Source organism: Pseudomonas sp. SAS7 (assembly GCF_052112345.1).
Classification (GTDB): domain Bacteria; phylum Pseudomonadota; class Gammaproteobacteria; order Pseudomonadales; family Pseudomonadaceae; genus Aquipseudomonas; species Aquipseudomonas putida_Q.
The window spans coordinates 75528-94963 of record NZ_JBEGGO010000006.1 but is presented as its reverse complement, the minus strand read 5'-3'; the positions used below and the strand labels follow the sequence as shown (position 1 = coordinate 94963).

General features: G+C 64.7%; 19 protein-coding genes. 2 read left to right on the top strand and 17 right to left on the bottom strand.

Annotated elements, in window-relative coordinates:
- Positions 1–98: 98 nt before the first annotated feature.
- Together cbpA and ABI582_RS11715 are read left to right on the top strand one after the other, a co-directional pair.
- Entirely contained in the window at positions 99–1052 is a 954-nt protein-coding gene (gene cbpA, locus ABI582_RS11720; protein WP_442119252.1) for a curved DNA-binding protein, read from the top strand.
- Positions 1053–1054: 2 nt separating this feature from the next.
- Positions 1055–1360: a chaperone modulator CbpM gene (locus ABI582_RS11715; RefSeq protein ID WP_019473593.1), complete on the top strand. Its 306-nt coding sequence runs from the start codon at positions 1055–1057 to the stop codon at positions 1358–1360.
- A 126-nt stretch (positions 1361–1486) separates the two neighbouring features.
- On the opposite strand, the gene ABI582_RS11710 is transcribed toward ABI582_RS11715, so the two are convergent.
- The 17 genes from ABI582_RS11710 to cbiE form a co-directional block, all read right to left on the bottom strand.
- Complete coding sequence (locus ABI582_RS11710; RefSeq protein ID WP_442119251.1) at positions 1487–2002, bottom strand: GNAT family N-acetyltransferase; 516 nt, start codon at positions 2000–2002, stop codon at positions 1487–1489.
- 31 nt (positions 2003–2033) lie between these two features.
- On the bottom strand, positions 2034–2732 hold the full coding sequence (gene urtE, locus ABI582_RS11705) for an urea ABC transporter ATP-binding subunit UrtE (RefSeq protein WP_043200837.1): 699 nt from the start codon (positions 2730–2732) through the stop codon (positions 2034–2036).
- Positions 2733–2878: 146 nt separating this feature from the next.
- On the bottom strand, positions 2879–3736 hold the full coding sequence (gene urtD, locus ABI582_RS11700; protein ID WP_442119250.1) for an urea ABC transporter ATP-binding protein UrtD: 858 nt from the start codon (positions 3734–3736) through the stop codon (positions 2879–2881).
- The gene (gene urtC / locus ABI582_RS11695) at positions 3733–4812 is read right to left on the bottom strand and encodes an urea ABC transporter permease subunit UrtC (RefSeq protein ID WP_338745387.1); all 1080 of its coding nucleotides are present in this window, start codon (positions 4810–4812) and stop codon (positions 3733–3735) included. Before urtC ends, urtD begins: the two co-directional genes overlap by 4 nt.
- Positions 4812–6332 carry an urea ABC transporter permease subunit UrtB gene (urtB, locus tag ABI582_RS11690; protein WP_442119339.1) on the bottom strand — a complete coding sequence of 507 codons (1521 nt, stop codon included), beginning with the start codon at positions 6330–6332 and terminating at the stop codon, positions 4812–4814. Before urtB ends, urtC begins: the two co-directional genes overlap by 1 nt.
- Positions 6333–6420: 88 nt before the next feature.
- The gene (gene urtA, locus ABI582_RS11685; protein ID WP_016395201.1) at positions 6421–7686 is read right to left on the bottom strand and encodes an urea ABC transporter substrate-binding protein; all 1266 of its coding nucleotides are present in this window, start codon (positions 7684–7686) and stop codon (positions 6421–6423) included.
- Between the two features lie 270 nt (positions 7687–7956).
- Positions 7957–9363, bottom strand: a complete 1407-nt coding sequence (gene cycA / locus ABI582_RS11680; protein WP_442119249.1) for a D-serine/D-alanine/glycine transporter — start codon at positions 9361–9363, stop codon at positions 7957–7959.
- A 238-nt stretch (positions 9364–9601) separates the two neighbouring features.
- On the bottom strand, positions 9602–10969 hold the full coding sequence (locus ABI582_RS11675; protein ID WP_442119248.1) for a PepSY-associated TM helix domain-containing protein: 1368 nt from the start codon (positions 10967–10969) through the stop codon (positions 9602–9604).
- A gap of 58 nt (positions 10970–11027) precedes the next feature.
- Complete coding sequence (locus ABI582_RS11670; protein WP_442119247.1) at positions 11028–13094, bottom strand: TonB-dependent copper receptor; 2067 nt, start codon at positions 13092–13094, stop codon at positions 11028–11030.
- A 66-nt stretch (positions 13095–13160) separates the two neighbouring features.
- Complete coding sequence (locus tag ABI582_RS11665; RefSeq protein ID WP_132844125.1) at positions 13161–13592, bottom strand: DUF2946 domain-containing protein; 432 nt, start codon at positions 13590–13592, stop codon at positions 13161–13163.
- A 22-nt stretch (positions 13593–13614) separates the two neighbouring features.
- The gene (locus ABI582_RS11660) at positions 13615–14100 is read right to left on the bottom strand and encodes a copper chaperone PCu(A)C (RefSeq protein WP_063422750.1); all 486 of its coding nucleotides are present in this window, start codon (positions 14098–14100) and stop codon (positions 13615–13617) included.
- Positions 14101–14146: 46 nt separating this feature from the next.
- The gene (locus ABI582_RS11655) at positions 14147–14536 is read right to left on the bottom strand and encodes a DUF2946 domain-containing protein (RefSeq protein ID WP_019473766.1); all 390 of its coding nucleotides are present in this window, start codon (positions 14534–14536) and stop codon (positions 14147–14149) included.
- Positions 14537–14743: 207 nt separating this feature from the next.
- Positions 14744–15598, bottom strand: a complete 855-nt coding sequence (locus ABI582_RS11650) for an SPFH domain-containing protein (protein ID WP_016501834.1) — start codon at positions 15596–15598, stop codon at positions 14744–14746.
- Between the two features lie 26 nt (positions 15599–15624).
- Positions 15625–16062 carry an NfeD family protein gene (locus ABI582_RS11645; RefSeq protein ID WP_019473767.1) on the bottom strand — a complete coding sequence of 146 codons (438 nt, stop codon included), beginning with the start codon at positions 16060–16062 and terminating at the stop codon, positions 15625–15627.
- A 231-nt stretch (positions 16063–16293) separates the two neighbouring features.
- A complete protein-coding gene (locus ABI582_RS11640) occupies positions 16294–17037 on the bottom strand; it encodes a cobalt-precorrin-6A reductase (RefSeq protein ID WP_442119246.1) in 744 nt (247 codons plus the stop codon).
- Complete coding sequence (locus ABI582_RS11635; RefSeq protein ID WP_442119245.1) at positions 17034–18128, bottom strand: cobalt-precorrin-5B (C(1))-methyltransferase; 1095 nt, start codon at positions 18126–18128, stop codon at positions 17034–17036. The genes ABI582_RS11640 and ABI582_RS11635 overlap by 4 nt, the downstream gene beginning before the upstream one ends.
- Entirely contained in the window at positions 18121–19332 is a 1212-nt protein-coding gene (cbiE, locus tag ABI582_RS11630) for a precorrin-6y C5,15-methyltransferase (decarboxylating) subunit CbiE (RefSeq protein WP_442119244.1), read from the bottom strand. The genes ABI582_RS11635 and cbiE overlap by 8 nt, the downstream gene beginning before the upstream one ends.
- Positions 19333–19436 lie beyond the last annotated feature (104 nt).

The window sequence follows — 19436 nt, the reverse complement described above, 5'->3', positions numbered from 1 at the left end:
AGTCGTCTGCCATGGCGCAAACCCAAGGCGGTCTTGAAAGGCTATGCTTGACCCCTATCTTCTGTTGCAACACGCACATTCACATTGGTGATCCACAGATGGACTTCAAAGACTATTACAAGATACTCGGCGTAGAGCCCACGGCGGACGACAAGGCAATCAAGGCCGCGTACCGCAAGCTTGCGCGCAAGTATCACCCCGATGTCAGCAAGGAGCGCGACGCCGAGGACAAGTTCAAGGAGGCCAACGAGGCCTACGAAGTGCTGGGCGACGCGCAGAAACGTGCCGAGTTCGACGAAATTCGCAAGTATGGCGGCCAGCATGGCCGGCCGTTCCAGGCACCACCGGGCTGGGAGAGCCGCGGCGGTGGCGGCGGCTTCGAGAGCGGCGACTTCTCCGACTTCTTCAGTTCGGTCTTCGGTGGGCGGGGTGGCAACCCCTTCGGTGGCGCCCGGCAGCAGCAACGCAGTGCCGGCAGGCGAGGGCAGGATGTGGAGCTTGAACTGGCGGTGTTCCTTGAAGAGACCCTGAGCAAGGAGTCCAAGCAGATCAGCTTCCAGGTGCCGCAAACCAATGCCTTGGGCCAACGCACCGGCTTCACTACCAAGACCCTGAACGTGAAGATTCCGGCCGGTGTAACCGACGGCGAGCGTATCCGCCTGAAAGGGCAGGGCGCGCCGGGCAGCGGTGGTGGGGCCAATGGCGACCTGTTCCTGACCATCCGCATGGCACCGCACCCGCTGTTCGATGTCGAAGGACATGACCTGATCATCACTGTGCCGCTGGCACCGTGGGAGGCTGCCCTGGGCACCAAGGTGGCCGTGCCGACCTTGGAAGGCAAGATCAACCTGACCATCCGCCCCGACAGCCAGAGCGGCCAGCGCCTGCGCGTACCGGGCAAGGGCCTGGCGAACAAGAGCGGTGAGCGCGGCAACCTTTATGCGCAACTGAAAGTGGTCATGCCGCCGACCTCCGACGAGGCTGCCCGCGAACTGTGGACCAAGCTTTCCGAGAAAGCGGCGTTCAACCCGAGGACACAATGGAGTAAGTGATCATGAGCAGCACCCTGATCGTTCAATTGGACATGCGTACCTTGTGTCAGGAAGCCGATGTCACGGCCGACTGCGTGATCGAGATCGTCGAGCACGGCATTGTCGAACCCTCCGGGCGAACGCCTGAGGACTGGTTGTTCGACGATCAGGCGCCGTTGGTGGCCAAGCGCGCGGCGAAGCTGCACCAGGAGCTGGAACTGGAGTGGGAAGGGGTGGCGCTGGCGCTGGAGCTGTTGCAGGAAGTGCAGCAGTTGCGCAGCGAGAACAGCATGCTGCGCCAGCGGCTGGGCAGGTTTACCCAGATGTAAGGTTTGCAGGCCCGGCCTCTTCGCGGGTAAACCCGCTCCCACAGAGATCCCACATTGCCCAAGAGATGTGAGGTACCTGTGGGAGCGGGTTTACCTGCGAAGAGGCCAGCACAGCCGACATCAATTTCAGGTCGGTTCGGCCTCGGGGTTCAGCACCAGCTGCATGAAGGTCAGGTCCAGCCAGCGGCCAAACTTCACCCCCACCTGCGGCATCTGCCCGGTCACCACGAAGCCCAGCCGCTCATGCAGGCGCACCGACGCCGCATTGCCACTCTCGATGGCTGCCACCATCACATGCTTGCCACAACCGCGCGCACGCTCGACCAGCGCTGCCATCAACACCGGCCCCAGCCCTTTGCCACGCTGGTCGCCGCGGATATACACCGAGTGCTCCACGGTGTTGCGAAAGCCTTCGAACGGCCGCCAGTCGCCAAACGAGGCATAACCGAGCACGCCCGTGTCGTCCACCGCCACCAGGATCGGGTAACCCTGCTGGGCCCGCGCTTCAAACCATGCTTGACGGTTGCCGAGGTCAACCGGCGTTTCGTTCCAGATCGCCGTGGTGTTGCGCACCGCGTCGTTATAGATGTCGAGGATGCCCGGCACGTCGGTGGGCAGGGCGTCGCGGATTTCGTAACTCATGACAGCGTCTCGCAGGGTCGTTGCTTGCAGATTAAATGGTTACCAGGCCGCGCACACCTTCGGCTTGCATGTTTTCGCCGCGGCCATGCTGCACGATCTCGCCACGGGCCATGACCAGGTACTGGTCGGCCAGCTCTTCGGCAAAGTCGTAGAACTGCTCCACCAGCAGGATCGCCATGTCGCCACGCTGGGCCAGGCGGCGGATGACCGCGCCAATTTCCTTGATTACCGAGGGCTGGATGCCTTCGGTCGGCTCGTCGAGAATCAGCAGCCGTGGGCGGCTGGCCAAGGCGCGGCCGATGGCCAGCTGTTGCTGCTGGCCGCCAGACAGGTCGCCGCCACGGCGCTGTTTCATCTGCTCCAGCACCGGGAACAGTTCGTAGATGAAGGCAGGCACTTCGCGGGCCTCACGGGCCGGGAAGCGTGACAGGCCCATCAGCAGGTTTTCCTCGACGGTAAGGCGCGGGAAAATTTCGCGACCCTGGGGTACATAGGCGATCCCGGCCTGGACCCGTTGCTGCGGTTTGAGGCTGGTGATCGGCTTGCCCTCCCATTCGATGCTGCCGTCACGGGCGGGTACCAGGCCCATCAGGCAGCGCAGCAGGGTGGTCTTGCCCACGCCATTGCGGCCCAGCAGGCAGGTGACTTCGCCGACCTTGGCTTCGAAGGACAGGCCGCGCAGGATGTGGCTGCCGCCGTAGTACTGGTGCAGGGTGTCGATTTTCAGCATGTCATATCCTTGGTGTTTTTGTTGTGGCTGCACCGGCCCTTTCGCGGGGCAAGCCCGCTCCCACAGGTTCACCACAGTTTTTGAATGGATGATTTCCCTGTGGGAGCGGGCTTGTCCCGCGAAAGGGCCGGTGCAGGCTGCCTGAATCATCGGCCCAGATACACCTCGACCACCCGCTCATCCGCCTGCACCTGCTCCAGCGACCCTTCTGCCAGCACGCTGCCCTGGTGCAGCACGGTCACATGGTCGGCAATGCTGCCGACAAAGCCCATGTCATGCTCCACCACCATCAGCGAATGCTTGCCAGCCAGGCCCTTGAACAGCTCGGCGGTAAACTCGGTCTCGGCATCGGTCATGCCGGCCACCGGCTCATCCAGCAGCAGCAACTGCGGCTCCTGCACCAGCAGCATGCCAATCTCCAGAAACTGCTTCTGCCCGTGCGACAGCAAGCCGGCCTGGCGCTGGGCCAGGGGCAGCAGGCGCAAGGTGGTCAGCACTTCTTCGATGCGCTGGCGCTGCTCGCCACCCAGGCGCGCGGCCAGGCTGGCCCACACCGACTTGTCGGTCTTCAGCGCCAGCTCCAGGTTCTCGAACACCGTCAGCGCCTCGAACACCGTGGGCTTCTGGAACTTGCGGCCAATGCCGGCCTGAGCGATCTGGTATTCGCTCATGCGGGTCAGGTCGAGGGTGTCGCCAAAGTAGGCGCTGCCGGTGTCAGGGCGGGTCTTGCCGGTGATCACGTCCATCATCGTGGTCTTGCCGGCGCCGTTGGGGCCGATGATGCAGCGCAGTTCGCCCACGCCGATGTACAGGTTGAGCGCGTTGAGTGCTTTGAAGCCATCGAAGCTGACGCTGATGTCCTCCAGGCTCAGCACCGTGCCGTGGCGGGTGTCGAGGCCGGCCTTGCGGCTTTGGCCCAGGCCGATCGCTTCGCGACCACTGCCGAGGGTGTCGAACACAGGTTCGAGCATGAACTCAGGGTGTACCGGGGGCACGCCTCTCATGGCTGGCTCCTTTTCTTCAACAGGCCGACCACGCCCTTGGGCAGGTACAGGGTGACAAGGATGAACAGCGCGCCAAGGAAGAACAGCCAGAACTCCGGGAACGCCACGGTGAACCAGCTTTTCATGCCATTGACCAGGCCGGCGCCGAGCAGCGGGCCGATCAGCGTGCCGCGCCCGCCCAGGGCTACCCACACGGCGGCTTCGATGGAGTTGGTCGGCGACATTTCGCTGGGGTTGATGATGCCCACCTGCGGCACATACAGCGCGCCCGCCAGGCCGCACAGCACGGCGCTGAGCACCCACACCAGCAGCTTGAAGCCGCGTGGGTCGTAGCCGCAGAACATCAGGCGGTTCTCGGCGTCGCGCACGGCGGTTAGCAGGCGGCCGAACTTGCTGCGGGTCAGGCGCCAGCACAGGTACAGGCTGGCCAGCAGCAGGCCGACGGTGAGCAGGAACAGCACCGCGCGGGTGCCTTGGGCGGCAATGTCGAAGCCGAGGATGGTGCGGAAGCTGGTGAAACCGTTGTTGCCGCCAAAGCCGGTTTCGTTGCGGAAGAACAGCAACATGCCAGCGAAGGTCAGGGCCTGGGTCATGATCGAGAAGTACACGCCCTTGATCCGCGAACGAAAGGCGAACCAGCCGAACACCAGTGCCAGCAGCCCGGGCGCCAGCACCACCAGGCACAGGGCCCAGGCAAAATGCTGGGTACCGGCCCAGTACCACGGCAGCTCGGTCCATGACAGGAAGGTCATGAACCCCGGCAGGCCGTCACCGGCCGCCTGGCGCATCAGGTACATGCCCATGGCGTAGCCGCCCAGGGCGAAGAACAGGCCGTGCCCCAGCGACAGCAGGCCGGCATAGCCCCAGACCAGGTCCAGGGCCAAGGCGACGATGGCGTAGCAGAGGATCTTGCCGACCAGGGTCAGGGTGTAGGCCGACACCTGCAGCGCGTGATCCGCTGGCAGCAGCGACAACAGCGGCAGGGCCAGCAACAGCAGCACGACGAGGGCGCCGATGGCCAGGGTCAGGCGCGGCCCGGCCTTTTGCGTAGCGGTGACAAGCAGTGGCTGGTTCATCAGTCGATTACCCGTCCCTTGAGGGCGAACAGGCCTTGCGGGCGCTTCTGGATGAACAGAATGATCAACGCAAGGATGAGGATCTTGCCGAGCACGGCACCGATCTGCGGCTCCAGCAGCTTGTTGGCGATACCAAGGCCGAACGCGGCCCAGAGGCTACCTGCCAGTTGCCCGACACCGCCCAGCACCACCACCAGGAACGAGTCGATGATGTAGCTCTGGCCCAGGTCCGGGCCGACGTTGCCGACCTGGCTCAGGGCCACGCCACCGAGCCCGGCGATGCCAGAGCCCAGGCCGAAGGCGAGCATGTCGACGCGCCCGGTGGACACGCCGCAGCAGGCGGCCATGTTGCGGTTCTGGGTGACCGCGCGCACGTTCAGGCCCAGCCGCGTGCGGTTGAGCAGCAGCCAGGTGAGCAGCACCACGGCCAGGGCGAAGCCGATGATGACCAGGCGGTTGTACGGCAGCACCAGGTTGGGCAGCAATTGGATACCGCCCGACAGCCACGCGGGGTTGCTGACCTCGACGTTTTGCGCGCCGAACAGCAGGCGGATGGCCTGAATCAGGATCAGGCTGATGCCCCAGGTGGCCAGCAGGGTTTCCAATGGGCGGCCGTAGAGGTGACGGATGACCGTGCGCTCCAGCGCCATGCCCACGCCGGCACTGACAGCGAAGGCCACCGGCAGGGCAATCAGCGGGTAGAACTCGATGGCGCTTGGGGCGTAGCGTTGCACCAGCACCTGGACCATGTAGGTGCTGTAGGCGCCGAGCATCAGCATCTCGCCGTGGGCCATGTTGATCACCCCGAGCAGGCCGAAGGTGATGGCAAGGCCGAGCGCCGCCAGCAGCAGGATCGAGCCCAGCGACAGGCCGCTGAACGCCTGGCCGAGCAGTTCGCCGACCAGCAGCTTGCGCTTGACCTGGGCCAGGCTGGTTTCGGCAGCGGTGCGCACCCCCGGGTCGGCTTCAGCGTCGGGTTGCAGCAGCGCTTCTAGACGGGTGCGAGCCACCGGGTCACCGGTTTCGCCCAGCAGGCGCACGGCGGCCAGGCGCACAGCAGGCTCGCTGGCGCCCAGTTGCAGGTTGGCCAGGGCCAGGCCGATGGCGGCGTGCACGGCGGCATCCGGCTCGCTGGCGAAGCGCCGGTCGAGGAAGGCCATTTGCGCGGGTTGTGCGCTTTTTTGCAGTTGCTGGGCGGCGGCAAGGCGCGTTTCGCTGTTGTCGCTGAGCAACTGGTGGCTGGCCAGGGCGTTGTCGATCAGGCCGCGCAGGCGGTTGTTCAGGCGCACCTTGCGGGTGTCGTCGGTGGCGATTCGGCCCTGGCGCAGGTTGTCCAGCAGCGACAGGCGCGCGGCATCGGGTTGCGCCGCCCAGCTTTCGAGCAGGCGAGCCTGCTCGGCGGGCTTGGCGGTGATAAAGAATTCGCCCTCGCTGGCCTGGGTTGCCAGGGGCAGCAGGAGCAACAAGGTGAGCAGCAGTCTGAGCATGCGAGCAATCCTGGAAATCGGCGGTGGATTCATCGCGAGCAAGCTCGCTCCTACAGGGAGGGCAGTGCATTTGTAGGAGCGAGCTTGCTCGCGATTGGGCCGCATGGCGGCCCCAGTGCACTCAGTTACCTTTCACTGCGTAGTCAGGTCGCTTGTCATTCCCTGGAATGAACGGGCTCCAAGGCTGCGCACGCAGCGGCTGCTCGGTTTCCCACACCACACTGAACTGCCCGTCATCCTGGATTTCGCCGATCATCACCGGCTTGTGCAGGTGGTGGTTGGTCTTGTCCATGGTCAGGGTGAAGCCCGACGGCGCCTTGAAACTCTGCCCGGCCAGTGCTTCACGCACTTTGTCGACATCGGTGGACTTGGCCTTCTCGGCGGCCTGCGCCCACATGTGGATGCCCACGTAGGTGGCTTCCATCGGGTCGTTGGTCACCGCCTTGTCAGCGCCTGGCAGGCCCTTGGCCTTGGCGTAGGCCTTCCAGTCGGCGACGAACTTCTGGTTGACCGGGTTATCCACCGACTCGAAGTAGTTCCACGCGGCCAGGTGACCCACCAGCGGTTTGGTGTCGATGCCGCGCAGTTCTTCTTCGCCTACCGAGAACGCCACCACCGGTACGTCGGTGGCCTTCAGGCCCTGGTTGGCCAGTTCTTTGTAGAACGGCACGTTGGAGTCGCCGTTGACCGTGGAAATCACCGCCGTCTTGCCGCCGGCGGAGAACTTCTTGATGTTGGCAACGATGGTCTGGTAATCGGCGTGGCCGAACGGCGTGTACACCTCTTCGATGTCCTTGTCGGCCACGCCTTTGCTGTGCAGGAAGGCCCGCAGGATCTTGTTGGTGGTGCGGGGGTAGACGTAGTCGGTGCCCAGCAGGAAGAAGCGCTTGGCGCTGCCGCCGTCTTCGCTCATCAGGTATTCCACGGCAGGAATGGCCTGCTGGTTTGGGGCGGCGCCGGTGTAGAACACGTTCGGCGACATCTCTTCGCCCTCGTACTGCACCGGGTAGAACAACAGGCCGTTGAGCTCTTCGAACACTGGCAGCACCGACTTGCGCGACACCGAGGTCCAGCAGCCGAACACCACCGCGACCTTGTCCTGGGTCAGCAGCTGGCGGCTCTTTTCAGCGAACAGCGGCCAGTTGGACGCCGGGTCGACCACCACCGGTTCGAGCATCTTGCCGTTCACGCCGCCCTTGGCGTTGATCTCGTCGATGGTCATCAGCGCCATGTCCTTGAGCGAGGTCTCGGAAATGGCCATGGTCCCAGACAGCGAATGCAGGATGCCAACCTTGATGGTCTCGGCGGCCTGGATGCTCCAGCTCAGGCCCATCGCCGCAATCGATGCGCTGAGGGTAAAAGCCTTGATCAGACTGCGACGCTTCATGTGCTCTCTCCGCTGAGTTTTTTAGAGTGTTGGGCAAGCGGGGAGGGGCGTTGCAAGGGGTGTGCCTAGTGGCGAAAGGCGCGTAATAGAGGGGGTGTGCGAGGTGTTGGGGCGTTTGCGAGGTCCAGGTTGGTGCCTGGGACATTGATGTGCACAGGATTGGGGCCGCTGTGCGGCCCATCGCGACACAAGGCCGCTCCTACAGGAAAATGCGATCCCTTGTAGGAGCGGCCTTGCGTCGCGATGGGCTGCAAAGCAGCCCCAAGGCCATCAGCCGTTACGCACAGCCGAACGCGGATGGCGCCTGCTGCGTACAAACTGATAGGTCACCGCCAGCAGCACGAACCAGATCGGCGTTACCACCAACGCCGAGCGGGTATCTGCCTCCAGACTCAGCAACACCAGAATGAAGGCGAAGAACGTCAAACACACGTAGCACATGAAGCGCCCGCCCGGCATCTTGTACTTCGACGCCTGGTGCAGTGCCGCGCGGTGTTTGCGGTACTTCAGGTACGACAGCAAAATCAGCGTCCACACGAACATGAACAGCACCGCCGAAACGGTAGTCACCAACGTGAACGCCTCGACCACGTTCGGCACCAGGTAGATCAGCACTGCACCGAGCAGCAGGCAGGTGCAGGAGAAGTACAGGCCGTTGGCCGGCACCGAGCGGCTCGAAAGCTTCTCGAACGCCTTGGGTGCATCACCCTCCTGGCTCAGGCCGAAGAGCATGCGGCTGGTGGAGAACACGCCGCTGTTGGCCGATGAGGCCGCCGAGGTCAGCACCACAAAGTTGATAATACTGGCCGCTGCTGGCAGGCCAGCCAGCACGAACAATTCAACGAACGGGCTCTTGCCCGGTACTACGTCGCGCCAAGGCGTCACGGCCATGATCGCGATCAGCGCCAGCACATAGAACACGATGATGCGGATCGGGATCGAGTTGATCGCCCGCGGCAGGGTGCGCTCCGGGTTTTTCGCTTCGGCGGCGGTGGTGCCCACCAGCTCGATACCGACAAAGGCGAACACGGCGATCTGGAAACCGGCGAAGAAACCCATCAGCCCATGGGGGAACATGCCGCCGTCATTCCACAGGTTGGCCAGCTGTGCAGTGCGCCCGCTGGGCGAGGTGAAGCCGGTGATGACCATGTAAAGGCCGGTAGCGACCAGGCCGAGGATGGCGATGATCTTGACCAGGGCGAACCAGAACTCCATCTCGCCGAACATTTTTACCGTCACCAGATTCAGCGACAGCAGCAGCCCTACGCAGGTCAGCGCCGGTATCCACTGTGGCAGGTCGGGGAACCAGAACTGCGTGTAGGCGGCGATGGCGACCACGTCGGCGATACCGGTGACCACCCAGCAGAACCAGTAGGTCCAGCCGGTGAAGTAACCGGCCCAGGGGCCGAGCAGGTCGGCCGAGAAGTCGATGAACGATTTGTAGTTCAGGTTCGACAGCAGCAGTTCGCCCATGGCGCGCATGACGAAAAACAACATGAAGCCGATGATCATGTAGACGAAGATGATCGACGGGCCAGCCAGGCTGATGGTCTTGCCCGAGCCCATGAACAGGCCGGTACCGATCGCGCCGCCGATGGCGATCAGCTGGATGTGGCGGTTGGTCAGGTTGCGTTGCAGGTGCTGCTCTTCTTGTGGTTTTGGTGAAATTGCGGTCATAAGCTGCATTCCCTTGAAAGTCGCCGGCTAGGCTAACACGGGCGTTCCAATTCGAGATCGCGACAGATCGACACGATTTTCAGATGGCAGCTGTGCTTCAGTAGGAAAAGCTCGACACCTGCACTGGCCTCTTCGCGGGCATGCCCGCTCCCACAGGTATCGCGCCACGCCTGAGGGCGGCAGAGATCCTGTGGGAGCGGGCAAGCCCGCGAAGAGGCCAGTGCAGGTTATGCAGGGCTCAGGCGCTGGCCAGCTCCCGGCGGCGGCGCACCACCAGGCTGTCCACCACCCACATCACCACCATCGATACGCCCACCAACGGGAATATCAGCCCCAGCACCAGCATCACCCCCACCGCCGCCTTCCAGCGCGGCAGGCCATGACGCAGCGGTGGCACGCCCAACCCGCCTTCAGGCCGGCGCTTCCACCACATCACCAGCCCGCTCACCGAACCCAGCAGAATCATCAGGCACACCACCAGGATGATGATCTGGTTGAACGCCCCGAACATCTTGCCTTCGTGCAGCATCACCCCCAGCTCGGTGGCGCGGGCGACCGGGCTGTAGTCCTGCCAGCGCACATCGGCCAGGACCTTGCCGGTGTACTGGTCGACATGCAGGGTGGCGTCGTTGCGTGGGTCGTCGGCGAACACGGCAATGGTGAACACACCGTCTGCCGTGGTCGGCAGGGTAATGCTGTAGCCCGGCTCGACCTGGCGGGAGGTGGCGATGTCTTCGACCTGCTGCACGCTCACCTGGGGCGCCGCAGGCATGTCCGACATCATGTGGTGCCCGGCGTGTTCGGCGTGTGCGCCAGACTGCGGCATCGGCGTGTTTTCCATCGCCCAGGGCACGGTCTGGCGGTGCGCGTTGTTCAGCTCACCTGCCTGCTGGTCCGACTTGGGCACGTCGTTCCACATGGCTGCCGGGAAACGGTTCCACAAATCGGCGTACTGCTTGCCCCACAGGCCGGTCCAGGTCATGCCGCTGAGCAGCATCAGCAACAGCAGGGCCGAACCCCAGAAGCCGGTGACCGCGTGCAGGTCGCGCCAAAGCAGCCGGCCGCGTGCCGACAGCCGTGGCCATAGCACGCCAGCGCCATTGCGCCCGCGTGGCCACCACAGGTACAGGCCCGACACCACCAGCACGATGCCCCAGCCTGCGGCCAGCTCCACCAGGCGGTCACCGACCGTGCCGACCATCAGCTCGCCATGCAGGGCGCGGGCGATGGCTTGCAGGTTCTGCTTGCCGTCCTGCTCACCGAGCACCTTGCCGCTGTACGGGTCGACGAACACGTTCAGTTCGCGCCCGCCTTCATGCACCACGAACTGCGCACTGCGCTCGGCGTTGATTGGCGGCAGGTACTGGCCGACGTGGCCCTTGGGGTAAGCCTGGCGCACTTCGGCCAGCATCGCATCGGCGCCCTGTCGGTGGTGGCCGGCTTCGACCACCATCAGGTCGCGGTACAGCAGCGGGTCGAGCTGCGGCTTGAACAGGTAGATGATCCCAGTGATCGCCAACAGGATCATGAACGGGGCCACGAACAGCCCCGCATAAAAGTGCCAACGCCAGGCCAGGTTATAGAAATTGCTGCGTGTTCCTCTCATGGGAACCTCCTGTTTGACCAGCAGAGGGGCGCAACCGAAGCAGCGCCCGTGGTTGTTGTCAGAAGCTGAAGTCGACCTTGGTCCAGAAGGTCCTGCCTGGCTCGTTGACCGGCTGTGGATCGGTAGCCGGGTAGCCGAACCCGGCGTTCCCGGCCAGGTTCAAGTGCTCGGCGTAGGTTTTGTCGAACAGGTTGTCGACCCCCGCGCTGAGCTTGAGGTTTTTGTTCACCTTGTAGGCGCCGTTCAGGGAGAACACGCCGAAGCCGGCGCTCTTGTCGTAGTCCTTGCCGACCACGTTGCCCTGGTTCTCGGCAATGCGGTTTTGCGCCGCCACCAGCCGCCACAGTGCACCGACGCTCCATACATCGCGGCTGTAGGTCAGGCCGAGGCGGCTTTCCAGGGGTGGCATTTGCGGTAGCGCTTTGCCATCACTGCTGTTCTTGCCCCAAGCGTAGGCCAGCGTACCGTCGGCCTTCCAGTTTTCGGTCAGCTGGTAGGCGGCCCCCAGTTCGCCGCCCATGATGCGGGCGTCGATGTTCTGTGCCTGCGAGGTGCTCATGCCCATCATGCCGGTGCGGTAGTCGAACAGGATGTAGTCGCGGATTTGCCCGACATAGCCCGAAGCCCAGGCTTCCAGGCGCTCGGTGCGGTACTGGATGCCGAAGTCGAGTTGGGTGGTCTTCTCTGGCTTGATGCCGTCGAAGGCATTTGCTGCACCGGGCGGTGCCAGCTTGGGCGAGAACAGCTCCCAGTAATCGGGGAAACGCTGGGCATGGCCGAGGCCGATATAGGTGGTGGCCGGGATGGCTGCCAGGTCGTGCTCGTAGCGTATGAAACCGCTGGGCAGGGTGTCGGCGCGGGTATCGCCTTCGGTGGCGCTGCCTTTACGGAAGTCGCGGGCCGAGGCGCGGTCCAGGCGGGCACCGGTAATCAAACGGTCCTCACCGCTGACGTACCAGGTCAGTTCGCTGAAGGCGCCGTAGTTGTGGAAGTCGGCGTCCTTGGTCCAGGCCTGGCCCTTGTGCGCGTCTACGCCCATGCCGCCACGTTGGCGATGTTCGTTGGTTTGCGCGTCGATGCCACTGATCAGCTGCACATCGGCCCAGCGCCAGGTGGCCTTGATGCGTGCGCCCAAGGTGCGACGGTCGACGTTGCTGACCATCGGCATGCCCATCATGCCGCTGCCCGATGGGGTACGCAGGCTGTAGTTGTCCATCACATGGTCGGCGTAGTTGTAGTAGACCTGCGCCTCGACCTTGTCGAGCACCTCGCCAAGGTTGGACTTTTCAAAGCGCAGGCCCAGGCTTTCACGCTTGAACTGCGAGCCGTCCATGCCGCGCCCGGCATAGCGGGCCTCGCCATCGCCCTTGCCGGCCGTCAGCTCCAGCAGGGTGTCCTGGTCGGGTGTCCAGCCGAGGGCGACATCGCCGTTCCATTTTTCCCAGCGCGACGGCACGGTGTCGTTGTTGCCGTCGTGGTAGTCATCCGAGCGCGACTGGTTGCCGACGAAGCGGGCGTAGGCCTGGCTGTTACCGGCGGCGGCATCCAGCACCTTGTCGAAGCGGCCATTGGAGCCGGCCAGCAGGCTGGCGTTTACCCGGCTGCCGAGGGTGCCGAACTTTTCGGGTTCACGCTCGAAGAGAATGGTGCCTGCCGAGCCGCCCGGGCCCCAGATCACGCTTTGCGGGCCTTTGATCACGGTCAGGCGGTCGTAGGTTTCCGGCGAAATATAGGACGTGGGCGCGTCCATGCGGTTGGGGCAGGCGCCCAGCATCAGGCCGCCATTGGTGAGGATGTTCAGGCGCGAGCCGAACATGCCGCGCAACACCGGGTCGCCGTTGGTGCCGCCGGCACGGATCGCCGAAAACCCAGGGATGGTCTTCAGGTAGTCGGCGCCGTCGCTGGCCGGTACTGGCTGGCGCGGGTCTTTCGGGTTGGTGACCACGGTCAGTGGCGAACTCGGGGCCACGGCGGTGATCACCGTCGGGCTCAGCTCGGGTGCGTCGTGCGCATGGCCTTCATGGCCAGGGTCGGCGGCCAGGGCCACGGGCGCAAGCAGCGAGCCGCACACGGCGGCGAGGGCCCCACGCAGGGACAAGGCAAAAACAGGGGTGCAGCCGGACATAATGATTCCAGTCGATCAGTCATGAGTTAGCGCGAAGCCTCCTGGCTCCGTGCGCAAAATGTGGGTTCAGACGCTGATCGAGGATGGTGGGGCGCGGCTGCGCGCACCGGGGAATACAGCCTGCCGGGCATGGCCCTGGTGCGTTGGCGCAAGCAGGTGGGTGGTGGGGACGACGCTGCCGGCGCTGAGCGGGCTGAGGGCCTGGGGCAGGGCCGGGCAGTTGAACAACAGGCTGCAGTAACCGCATTTTTCCCACATCACGTGCAGCTGGCCGTCGCCGCCGTGGCCGTGATGGGTGTCGCCGCCATGCTGATGGGCAGCCGCCATCGGCATGTCCATCGGCATGCTCATGCCAGCGTGGTGGTCCATCGGCATCGACTGGGAAATCAGTGGGCCGATGAAGATCATCCACATGGCGAACAGGCTCAGCCATCCGCCACCGGCGCGCCTGCGGTCAGGGCGGGTGGTACGGCTGATGCTGTTGCGCGGCAGGCTCATGGCGAGTGCCTGTCAGCAGGTGTCAGTGCGCGTGTTCGTGGGCTTGCGGCTGGTCCGCTGGCGCCTGCTTCTGCACGGCCACTTCGACGGTGACGTCGCCGGCCTTTTCGAAATGCAGGGTCAACGGGAAGCGCTTGCCGTCGCTGAGCAGGCTGCGGTCCTTGGGCTGCATCAGCATCACATGGTAGGCGCTGGGGGCGAAGGTCAGGTCCTTGCCGGCAGGCACTACCACGCTGGGTACTTGCTGCATCTTCATGGCACCGCTGGCGCTCATCGCATGCTCGTGCAGTTGCGCGTCATCGCTGATGGGGCTGTCGACGCTCAGCAGGCGGTCATCGGCCTGGCCATTGTTGTGCACCACGAAATACGCGGCGACATTGGGGGCGTTGGGGGGTAGCTGCAGCGACCATGGGTGGGCGATGTGCAGGTCGCCCACGCTGTATTCGTGGGCATTGGCAAAGGCGCCGGGCAGCAGCAGGGCGGCCATGACGAGGGCGTGCTTGAGCATGGTGAATCTCCGTTCTGTTCAGGTTCAGGCAAACAGCGTGATGAACTCAGGCCAGCGGAGAGGCACGGGGGTTTAACGCAGGCCAGAGCTGGCGCGGCGTGGGTTGGTAGTCGGCGGGGGGCGGCAGCAGGCCGGCAACCAGTGTTGGCGGGTTGTGCAGCTGCGGCGGGTAGCCGGGCAGGGCCAGCAGCGGCGCAGCGCCCGAGCAGCACCAGCAATTCATCATGCTGGCGCTGTCGTCGCTTTGCGGGCCGAGGTCGATCTTGGCCAGGGCCTGGACGTCGACCTTGGCCTTGTTGGCCATGCTGGAACAGAAAGCCCCCCACAGCAGCTGCTCGGCCGGGCCCTTGGGCACGGCAGAGGCCAGCGGCATGGCCAGCAGGTTGAACAGCACTGCAAGGCAGGCTATCCAGGCAATGTGCCGACGTGGGGGCATGGAGAGATCCGGTCAGGAATCGTGGTAGGTATTGTAAGGCGGAGTATAGGTAAAAATGGCGGGGTGCGGTGAAGTGACGCAGGCAGGCAGTTGAACCGGTGTCGCCTGCTTCGCGGGCACGCCCGCTCCCACAGGATTACCAACAACCTTGAGAGCTGTGGGGTACCTGTGGGAGCGGGCGTGCCCGCGAAGAGGGTGAAATCAATCTCAAGCCTTGTTACGGCCCATCAGGCCCCGGACGGTTTCCTGCAGGTCCGCCGGCAGCACCACCACCTTGGCGTTGTTGCTGCTCGCCAGGTTCTCCATGGCCCCGACATAACGTTCACCCAGCAAATACATCGCCGGCACGGTCTCGTTGCCCACCGCTTCCTTGACCAGCGAAATCGCCCGCGCCGAGGCCTCGGCCAGGCTGATCTGTGCTTCGGCATCCAGCCTGGCCGCCTGCAGGCGTGCTTCCGCTTCAAGGATCGCGGCCTGCTTGGCACCTTCGGCGCGGGTTACATCGGCCTTGCGCTCACGCTCGGCCGCCGCCTGGCGCTCCATGGCCAGTTGCATGTTTTCCGAAGGCTTGATGTCCTGGATTTCCACCGAGCGCACGGTCACGCCCCAGTCTTCGGTCTGCTCAGACATCGCTTCGCGCAGGCGTGCCTTGATCTGCTCGCGGCTGGACAGCGCTTCGTCCAGGTCCATGGCACCGACGATGGCGCGCAGCGAAGTCATGGTCAGGCTGGTGACGGCGAACGAGAAGTTCTGCACGCCATAGGAGGCTTTCTGCGGGTCGACCACCTTGGCGAAGCACAGGGCGTTGGCGACGATCACGGCGTTGTCCCGGGTGATAATTTCCTGCTGCTGCACATCGAGGATGATGTCCTTGGTCGGCAGGCGATAGGCGACCACATCCATGTACGGGATGAGGATGTTCAGGCCGGGCTTGAGGGTGCTGTGGTAGCGGCCCAGGCGCTCGACGATCCATTCCTCGCCTTGGGGCACGATACGTACCCCCTTGAACACGGTGATCAGGACGAACAGGGCGATGGCGGCGACGACGATAAGGCTGGTCATGATGCGAAATTCCTTTTAGTGCGGGTTCAGGCCCGGATGACGCGGGCAGTGTTGCCCTCAATGGCGGTAAGGCGTACGCGTTCGCCGGCTGCGATCTGGCTGTCGGCGACGCAGGTCCATTCTTCGCTGCCAAGGATCGGCTTCTGGAAACGCACGCGGCCTTTCTGAAACTCCGAAACGCCAGCGGTCAGCAAGCCCACCTCGCCGATCACGCTGTCGGCAGTCCAGCGCACATCTGGCTGCTTGCGCCGGAATACCTTGAACCACAGCGCGGTGGTGACAGACGACAGCAGTACCCACAGCAGCACCTGCATGTCCAGTTGCAGGCTGGGGGCGGCGAGCGAGATGAGCGAGACCAGCACGGCACCGATGCCGAACCAGAGGATGAAGAACGTCGGCAGGACCAGTTCGAGCAGGATCAGCGCGATGCCGAAGACCAGCCAGATCCACCATTGCATTTCCATATGGGTGAAACCTTCCGGGGGAGGGGCGTTGAGTTTACGGCAGCAGGACAACCCAGAGCCACGTGCGGGGCTGAAAGAAAAATCCGAAAGGGCTGTAGGGTAACGGTCACATACAGGTTTTAAGGCTGGCACGGTCTTCTGTGGGAGCGGGCGTGCCCGCGAAGAAGACGACTCGATGTATGGCACCGGCTTCGCCGGTGTTCGCGGGCTTGCCCGCTCCCACAGGGACCTCTAGCGTGCTTGCGAGAGGTGTTGATGCAGGTCGAGTGCTGCTGCCATGTCAGCCTGCGATTCGAATGCGCGGTCAACAGCCGGCAACGCCGGGCGCTTGAGGATCAGCACCGGCACACCAAGCTCCCGCGCCACCTCGAGCTTCGGCTCGGTCGCCACACTGCCGCTGTTCTTGCTGATCAGCACATCGATAGTGCGGCGCTGGAACAACGCCCGTTCATCCACAATATGGAATGGCCCTCGCGCGCCAATCACTTCGCAGCGCTCGTTGCCAAGGCACGCTTCCAGTGCACGCAGCGTCCAGAACTGCTCCGGTGGAATTTCGTCCAGATGCTGCAGGGGCTCACGCCCCAACGTAAACAGCGGTCTGCGAAACGGTTTGAGTGCTTCGATCAGCCCCGCCCAGTCCTCGACTTCGCGCCAATCATCCCCCGCTTGCGCCTGCCAGGCCGGGCGGCGCAAGGCCCAGCACGGTATACCAGCGGTGAGTGCAGCACTGGCCGCATTGCGGCTGATCTGCGCGGCATAGGGATGGGTGGCATCGATCAGCAGGGTGATGCCTGCTTCGCGCAGGTAGCTGGCCAGGCCCTCGGCGCCGCCAAAGCCCCCTACCCGTACCTGGCATTGCAGGTCCTGCGGCACGCGGCCGATACCGGCCAGGCTATAGACATGCTGTGGGCCCAGGCGGCGGGCGATGGCGAGGGCTTCAGTGACACCGCCCAACAGCAGGATGCGCGCAGTCATTGCACACCAGCCCGGCCGACGATGCCGCCCTGGCGGTCGATGGCGAACACTTCCACTTGCACCTGCGCCGGCACGACGCTGCGGGCGAAGGCCAGGGCGTGGGCACACACCGCGTCACCCAGGGCAATGCCGGCCGCATGGGCCAGTGCCAGTGCTTGCTGGCTGGTGTTGGCGCCGATGATGGCCGCCTGCAGGGTTTCGTCAGCGCCAATGTCAGCAGCCCAACCGGCCAGTTGCGGCAGGTCGATGCTGGAATGGCGGCTGTGCAGGTCCATGTGCCCGGCGGCCAGTTTGCTGATCTTGCCGAAGCCACCACACAGGGTCAGGCGTGGCACCGGCACCTTGCGCAGGTGCTTGAGCACTGCGCCGACGAAATCGCCCATTTCGATCAGGGCGATTTCCGGCAGGCTGTAGACCCGGCGCATGGTGTCTTCACTGGCGTTGCCGGTGCAGGCGGCGATGTGCGTGTAGCCGTTGGTGTGGGCCACGTCGATGCCCTGGTGGATCGAGGCGATGTAGGCCGCACAGGAGAACGGCCGCACGATGCCGCTGGTGCCGAGGATCGACAGCCCGCCGAGGATGCCCAGGCGCGGGTTCATGGTCTTGAGGGCGAGTTGATCGCCGCCCTGCACATTGACCGTGACCTCGAAACCACCGAGGTAGCCGCACTCGTCGGCCAGGCGTTGCAGGTGTTCAGTGATCATGCGCCGTGGCACCGGGTTGATGGCCGGCTCACCCACCGCCAGCACCAGCCCCGGGCGGGTCACGGTGCCGACGCCGGTGCCGGCGACAAAGCGGATACCCGGTTCGCCCAGCAGGCGTACCTGGCTGTAGAGCAGGGCGCCGTGGGTCACGTCCGGGTCGTCGCCAGCATCCTTGAGGGTGCCGGCTTCGGCACGCTCGCCAATCAGGCGGCAGAATTCCAGGCGCATCTGCACCACCTTGCCCTTGGGCAGGGTAATGCTGACCGCGTCGCTGCTTTCGCCGTTCAGCAGCAAGCGCGCGGCTGCCAGGCTGGTGGCGGTGGCGCAGCTGCCGGTGGTCAGGCCGCTGCGCAGGGGCGCGGGCTGTTCACGGGTTTCTTCACGCATCGACGGGTTTCACCACTTCCAGCAGGGTGATCGGCAGCGCCTGGCGCCAGGTGTCGAACGCGCCCAGGGGCTGGGCATGGGCGACATGGATGCGGGTCAGCTCACCACCGTGCTGTTCGCGGAAATGCGCCAGGGCCAGTTCGCTTTGCAAGGTCACTGCATTGGCCACCAGCCGCCCGCCAGGGCGCAGGTTGGCCCAGCACAGGTCCAGCACGCCTTCGCGGGTGACGCCGCCGCCGATGAAGATTGCATCGGGCTGCTCCAGGCCTTGCAGTGCCGCAGGCGCCTTGCCGCAGACCAGTTGCAGGCCGGGTACACCCAGTGCGTCACGGTTGTGTTCGATGAAGCCTTGGCGGCCTTCATCGGCCTCGATGGCCAGGGCGCGGCAGGCCGGATGGGCGCGCATCCATTCGATGCCGATCGAGCCGCTGCCCGCGCCCACGTCCCACAGCAGCTCGCCGGGCTGGGGCGCCAGGCGCGCCAGGGTGATGGCGCGGACATCGCGTTTGGTCAGCTGGCCGTCGTGCCGGAATGCGCTGTCTGGCAGCCCGGCCAGCCGGTGCAGGCGTGGGGCATCGGGCGCGGCCAGGCACTCGAGGGCCACCAGGTTGAGCGCTGCGATATCGGCGTGCGGCCAGTCCTGCGCGGTGCCGGCCAACTCGCGTTCTTCCTGGCCACCAAGGTGCTCGAAAACCCGCAGGCGGCTTGGCCCGAAGCCACGTTCGCGCAGCAGTGCAGCAATTGCCGCCGGGCTGTCGCCATCGTTGCTCAGCACCAGCAGGCGCATGCCGCTGTGCAGGTGGGCATTCAGCGCCGGCAGTGGCCGCGCCACCAGCGACACAACCTGCACCTCCTGCAACGGCCAGCCCAGGCGGGCGGCGGCCAGGGCGCAGGAGGAGGGCATCGACAGCACGCGCATTTCAGCGGCAGGCACCTGGCGCGCCAGGCTGGCGCCGACGCCGAAGAACATCGGGTCGCCGCTGGCCAGTACGCACACCGGCTCGCCGCGCAGGGCCAGCACTGGGGCCAGCGAGAACGGGCTTGGCCAGCCCAGCCGTTCGCCGGGCACGCAGCGCGGCAGCAAGGCCAGCTGGCGCGGGCTGCCGAAGACCCGCGCAGCGCCCAGCAGCGCGCGCCGGGCCTGTTTGCCCAGGCCACTGAAGCCGTCTTCGCCGATGCCTACTACTGTCAGCCAGGGTGCCATGTATACCTCTTCAGGATTTTGGGGCCGCTGCGCGGCCCATCGCGACACGAGGCGGCTCCTACAGAGGGTACGGTGACCCCTGTAGGAGCGGCCTTGTGTCGCGA